Raw genomic sequence first — 4,660 nt, forward strand, 5'->3', positions numbered from 1 at the left:
TAGTAGATACACTAAAAAAGCGAAAGGTTATTCACCTTTCGCTTTTTAAATATAAATAGCTTTGTGTAAATTAAGCTAGTTTGTCTGATGCTACTTTGTATGTTGGATCTTCAATCACATTCACTTCAACCAAATCACGTGCTTTATGCAACAACTGCGTACAGTCTTTACTTAAGTGACGTAAGTGAAGTTGTTTACCTGCTTTTGTGTACTTATCAGCAAGTGTGTCAATTGCTTCTATTGCACTGTGATCAGATACGCGGCTATGCTTAAATTCAACAATTACATTTTTAGGGTCATTTTTAACATCAAATAACTCTGCAAAGTTTTTAACTGAACCAAAGAAAAGCGGGCCATGTAACTCATATACTTTAGCGCCTTCTTCATCAATATAGTTAGTTGTGTATATGTGCTTAGCATGCTGCCAAGCAAATACTAATGCAGATACAATAACACCTACACATACTGCAATCGCTAAATCGGTAATAACAGTCACACCCGATACAAGTACTATTACGAAAGCGTCTGATAGAGGCACACGCTTCATCATTTTAAAGCTGGCCCATTCAAACGTACCTAATACAACCATAAACATAACACCAACAAGTGCAGCTAGTGGGATCATCTCAATTAAGCTTGAAGCGAATATGATAAACGCAAGCAACATCAATGCAGCACTTATACCCGATAAGCGAGAACGACCACCTGAGTTAATGTTGATCATTGATTGACCAATCATTGCACAACCACCCATAGCACCAAACATACCACAAGTAATATTTGCAGCGCCTTGGCCTATACACTCTTTATTACTATGACCGCGAGTTTCTGTAATCTCGTCAATTAAGCTAAGCGTTAATAATGATTCAATTAAACCAATAGCCGCTAAAATAAGTGCATAAGGAAAAATAATTTGTAGCGTTTCGAAAGTAAACGGCACCATAGGAATATGAAACTGAGGTAAACCGCCTGCAATTGTTGCAGCTTCGTCGCCTGTCATTCCTTTTAAGAAATCAACTACAGTATGCGCTTCTAAATCCAAACCAATGACTAAAGCAGTCACTGTAATAATAGCGACTAATGTAGAGGGTACAGCCGTTGTTAGTTTAGGTAAAAACTGAATAATAGCCATGGTTAAAGCCACTAAACCAAGCATAATATATAACGGGTTACCCGTCATCCATTCTTGTCCGCCCATACCATCAGGCACTTTAAATTGTCCTAACTGAGCAAGAAAAATAACAATAGCTAAGCCGTTTACAAAACCAAGCATTACCGGATGAGGAACCATGCGGATAAACTTACCGAGTTTAAATACACCCGCGAGTATCTGCAGTATGCCCATGAGCAATACGGTCGCAAATAAATACTCAACACCATGATCAAGCACTAAACTTACCATAACAACAGCTAGTGCACCGGTTGCACCTGAAATCATACCAGGGCGGCCACCAAATATAGCCGTGATTAAACCAACGATAAACGCGGCATATAGACCAACTAAAGGTTCTACATTTGCAACAAAGGCAAACGCAACAGCTTCTGGCACCAAGGCTAGCGCCACAGTTAATCCAGATAGAATATCGTTTTTAGCAGAGCTAGGCGCCCTACTGAGTAAGTTAAACATTGAGTTCCTCAAATGGTGTAATGGGTATCAAAAAAAGCGCTAAATTCTACCAAATTAGCGCTCAGTTAACAATTGTCATTATGTGGTTAAACTAAACTAAAAGAGGTTTAGCTTTTAAAAGAAGTGCTTTTATAAAGGGAGGGAAGTACTGCGTTTTACACATGTCATTGTTACATTAGAATGTACTTCTTGTACATATTCTAAGCTTAGTAAATTATCGCGTACAAAGTGCTCATAACCTTCTATGCCTTGTGAAATTATGCGTAGCATAAAGTCCATTGTTCCGGCCATGGTGTAACACTCTGTTACTTGATCATAACTCATTATAAGTTTTTCAAATTCAGCAAGGTTCTTTTTACCGTGATTTGATAAGCGCACATGTGCATATACAAGCATATCAAAGCCAAGTTTTTTCTCATCTAAAAGAGCCACTTTGCTTTTTATATAACCATCTTGCTCTAGCTTGGCAATTCGACGCCAGCATGGAGACTGAGACAAGCCTACTTTATCAGCAATTTCTGCGGTTGATAAACTAGCATCTTGTTGTAAAAGTGCCAATATTTGGCGATCTACGTGATTTAGAGACATTTTATTTCTTATTTATCAAATAAACTGGTTAAATTATACAACCATTTTAAAACTCAGTCTGCTTATTTTTAATTTTTATGCAGTTTGCCAAACTTCAAATAAGTAACTTAACCAAACTTACCACTCACAAAAGGATTTGTTTTTTTTTCAAATCCAACCGTAGTGTCGCTCCCATGCCCTGCCAATATTTTAGTATTATCAGGTAAGGTTAGAATATGCGTCTTAATCGACTCTATAAGTTGTTCGCTGTTCCCCTTAGGGAAATCAGTTCGCCCTACTGAGCCTTTAAAAATAACATCACCTACAATAACGCATTCATTGTCTTGTTGATAAAACACAATATGACCAGGTGTATGCCCTGGGCAATGCTTCACTAAAAAGCTAAGTTTACCTACGCTCACAGTGTCGTTATGGTTTAGCCAAATATCCGGATAAAAAGGCTCAATGGGTTTAAACCCGAACATTTGTGCTTGCATAGGTAAGTTTTCAAACCAGAAGTACTCATCTTTTTGTGGGCCAATAATTTGTACGTTAAATTGATTACGTAAAATATCAGCCCCACCCACATGATCTAAATGCCCGTGCGTTAACCAAATAGCACTTAATTCTAGTTTATGCTCATTAAGGGCTGCTACTATTTTATCAGGGTCGCCACCTGGGTCTATGACTACGGCTTGTTTAGTTTCACTACACCAAATAATACGACTATTTTGTGCAAATGCAGTGACGGGTATGGTTATAATTTGCATATTAGATTTCTTTACTTTTTTGATCCGGAATAACAACTTCTTCTTCAAATGACATCAATATTGGGTACTTTAAGTACGCTTGATCATAAAATGGACTTTGCTCATATAACCAGTTTAATCTCGCATCAGCGTCGCTTGCGAACGATTTATCTTTAAGCTTTTCATCAAACTTAAGCGCTAGCTTTGGATTGTCTTTTAGCATTTGGCGTGCAAACGGAATTAGTGCATAGTTTTCCATATACTCAGTACGCTGAAAAATAGTATTAAATTCCCCCCATGCAAAAAACGAATCTGGTGCTTCAGGATGCAATAAATGCACAGCAAGCTCACCTGCTTTTTGTTGAGTATTGACTTGATACCAACCATCTAAATCTACATTTATTGCAGGGACATAATCAAAACTTGCTGACACTCTAAAACGGCCTTCAAATGGTGCTTTATCAAACGTGTAGTCTGCCACCTTTGCTACTTTTAAAGGCTGTGTGTTTGCCCCTTCAAGTTTATTAATAGAGACACCATGTAACTTTAGTTTCTTAATAATATTGCGATATACAGGCGGAATAAAAAAAGCTTTAGGTACTTCAACTGTATGTTGTACATCTTTTTGCCAATAAATAGGTAAGTCGGTATATGTATGTGCTTTACCCAAATACTTCACTTCATTTTGGCCTGAGAGCGCATTCATGCTTGATGAATACTCAATACCTTTAAACTGCGCAATCGTATCAGCTTGCTTGGCATAGCCACGCTTTACTATTAACTGTTTAGGAACAAATTCCTGTTCTTTTTTTACTGCATTAGCTAATTCATGACTGTGCTTTGATAGCGCAGTAATAGCACCATCTAAAAATACGTAAGTTCCTAATACACGTTGCTTGTAAGGCTTCAATGAATGATTTTCAACTAAAATAGTCGGTAATGACTTTAAATCACCCCAACCATTTGAAAAGCGCGGCGTAGCAACCCATCCCGCTAATCCTTTTTTAAAGTCGCGCTTGTCCATAACAAAAACAAGTGGCCCTGGCATGTGCCCTTGCTTAGCTAGCGTATCGTCAATCAGAGGCTTAAAAAACTGGTTTAGTGCATCAGATACCGCAGGCGACTCGCTTGAAAATACCGGACTGTAGCCATAAGTCACATCATATTGGTAATCTGCGCCGTCGGTTACGTGTACATCAATGTATAAATTTGGGTTGTAGTCGTTAATAACCTTTAAAACACTTCTAACTTCTGGGGTATCTAATTTAGTAAAATCGCGATTTAAATTAAGGTTATTAGCATTTGTTCTAAAGCCCATTTTTGCAGGGCCCCGTTGATTGATGCGATTGAATGCACTGCTACGTTCGTGTCCATCTACATTTAAAATAGGAATAAATAATATGTTTACCTTTTTTAAAATGTCACGGCGCTTACCCGTCGCTATATCTCTGAGTAACATAAACATGGCATCTTTACCGTCTATTTCACCAGAATGTATTCCTGCCTGGATAAAAATAGTTGGCTTAGTACTATTAGCCATTTGCCTTGCTTCAAAAAAGCCTTGCTCACTGGCAATCAACATTTTTATTGCACGCTTGCTATTACTATAGCCTATGGTTTGAGATTGAAACTGAGTAGGGTTTGCAGCAACTAACCTATCTACAAATGCCATTGTATTTGCATAATCTGGCGACGCTTCCCCTTCTGACAACTCAAA

General features: G+C 38.0%; 4 protein-coding genes. All 4 read right to left on the reverse strand.

The genetic code is table 11. The features are described 5' to 3' along the window. Positions 1-70 precede the first annotated feature (70 nt). The gene (locus tag CXF89_RS18420) at positions 71-1,627 is read right to left on the reverse strand and encodes a SulP family inorganic anion transporter (RefSeq protein ID WP_010554472.1); all 1,557 of its coding nucleotides are present in this window, start codon (positions 1,625-1,627) and stop codon (positions 71-73) included. A 129-nt stretch (positions 1,628-1,756) separates the two neighbouring features. Beyond that, a complete protein-coding gene (locus CXF89_RS18425; RefSeq protein ID WP_007375323.1) occupies positions 1,757-2,215 on the reverse strand; it encodes an Lrp/AsnC family transcriptional regulator in 459 nt (152 codons plus the stop codon). 107 nt (positions 2,216-2,322) lie between these two features. Continuing rightward, positions 2,323-2,964 (reverse strand): MBL fold metallo-hydrolase, encoded by a 642-nt coding sequence (locus CXF89_RS18430; protein ID WP_121955414.1) that lies wholly within the window; start codon positions 2,962-2,964, stop codon positions 2,323-2,325. A 1-nt stretch (position 2,965) separates the two neighbouring features. Then, positions 2,966-4,660 (reverse strand): M14 family metallopeptidase (locus CXF89_RS18435; protein WP_121955415.1); only part of this gene is annotated, 1,695 nt, incomplete at its 5' end.

It is taken from the genome of Pseudoalteromonas sp. MelDa3 (assembly GCF_002863625.1).
GTDB classification, from domain to species: Bacteria; Pseudomonadota; Gammaproteobacteria; order Enterobacterales; family Alteromonadaceae; genus Pseudoalteromonas; species Pseudoalteromonas arctica.